This window comes from Salinivibrio sp. EAGSL (assembly GCF_013366455.1).
Taxonomy (GTDB): domain Bacteria; phylum Pseudomonadota; class Gammaproteobacteria; order Enterobacterales; family Vibrionaceae; genus Salinivibrio; species Salinivibrio costicola.
This window is the reverse complement of the sequence record NZ_JABWMG010000045.1, coordinates 1-1,551: the sequence shown is the minus strand read 5'-3', so window position 1 is coordinate 1,551 and position 1,551 is coordinate 1. Positions and strand designations below refer to the sequence as shown.

General features: G+C 52.7%; 1 rRNA gene. It reads left to right on the top strand.

From position 1 onward, the window contains the following. Positions 1-1,551: ribosomal RNA gene (locus HLG76_RS14610) — 23S ribosomal RNA — on the top strand; the annotation flags it as partial.

Here is a 1,551-nt window from a genome sequence, read left to right as displayed (position 1 = left end):
AGTTGCTAGCATTAGACCCGAAACCGAGTGATCTAGCCATGGGCAGGTTGAAGGTTGAGTAACATCAACTGGAGGACCGAACTCACTAACGTTGAAAAGTTAGGAGATGACCTGTGGCTAGGGGTGAAAGGCCAATCAAACTCGGAGATAGCTGGTTCTCCCCGAAAGCTATTTAGGTAGCGCCTCGGACGAACACTACTGGGGGTAGAGCACTGTTAAGGCTAGGGGGTCATCCCGACTTACCAACCCTTTGCAAACTCCGAATACCAGTAAGTGCTATCCGGGAGACACACGGCGGGTGCTAACGTCCGTCGTGGAGAGGGAAACAACCCAGACCGCCAGCTAAGGTCCCAAAGTTATCGCTAAGTGGGAAACGATGTGGGAAGGCTCAGACAGCCAGGATGTTGGCTTAGAAGCAGCCATCATTTAAAGAAAGCGTAATAGCTCACTGGTCGAGTCGGCCTGCGCGGAAGATGTAACGGGGCTAAGCGATACACCGAAGCTGCGGCAATGTCCTTATGGATATTGGGTAGGGGAGCGTTGTGTAAGCCGTTGAAGGTGTGCTGAGAGGCATGCTGGAGGTATCACAAGTGCGAATGCTGACATGAGTAACGATAAAGGGGGTGAAAAACCTCCTCGCCGGAAGACCAAGGGTTCCTGTCCAACGTTAATCGGGGCAGGGTAAGTCGGCCCCTAAGGCGAGGCCGAAAGGCGTAGTCGATGGGAAACGGGTTAATATTCCCGTACTGCTACTTACTGCGATGGGGGGACGGAGAAGGCTAGGTGGGCCTGGCGATGGTTGTCCAGGTTCAAGGGTGTAGGCTGTAATCTTAGGCAAATCCGGGATTACGTACGGTCGAGACCCGATGTCGAGCCACCAAGGTGGTGAAGTCATTGATGCCATGCTTCCGGGAAAAGCCTCTAAGCTTCAGGTAAGTAGGAACCGTACTCCAAACCGACACAGGTGGTCGGGTAGAGAATACCAAGGCGCTTGAGAGAACTCGGGTGAAGGAACTAGGCAAAATGGTACCGTAACTTCGGGAGAAGGTACGCTGCCCACGGTGAAGTCCCTTGCGGATGGAGCTATGGGCAGTCGCAGATACCAGGTGGCTGCAACTGTTTATTAAAAACACAGCACTGTGCAAAATCGAAAGATGACGTATACGGTGTGACGCCTGCCCGGTGCCGGAAGGTTAATTGATGTGGTTATCGCAAGAGAAGCCATTGATCGAAGCCCCGGTAAACGGCGGCCGTAACTATAACGGTCCTAAGGTAGCGAAATTCCTTGTCGGGTAAGTTCCGACCTGCACGAATGGCGTAATGATGGCCACGCTGTCTCCACCCGAGACTCAGTGAAATTGAAATCGCAGTGAAGATGCTGTGTACCCGCGGCTAGACGGAAAGACCCCGTGAACCTTTACTACAGCTTGGCACTGAACATTGAGCCTACATGTGTAGGATAGGTGGGAGGCTTTGAAACGGCGACGCCAGTTGTCGTGGAGCCATCCTTGAAATACCACCCTTGTATGTTTGATGTTCTAACTTAGCCCC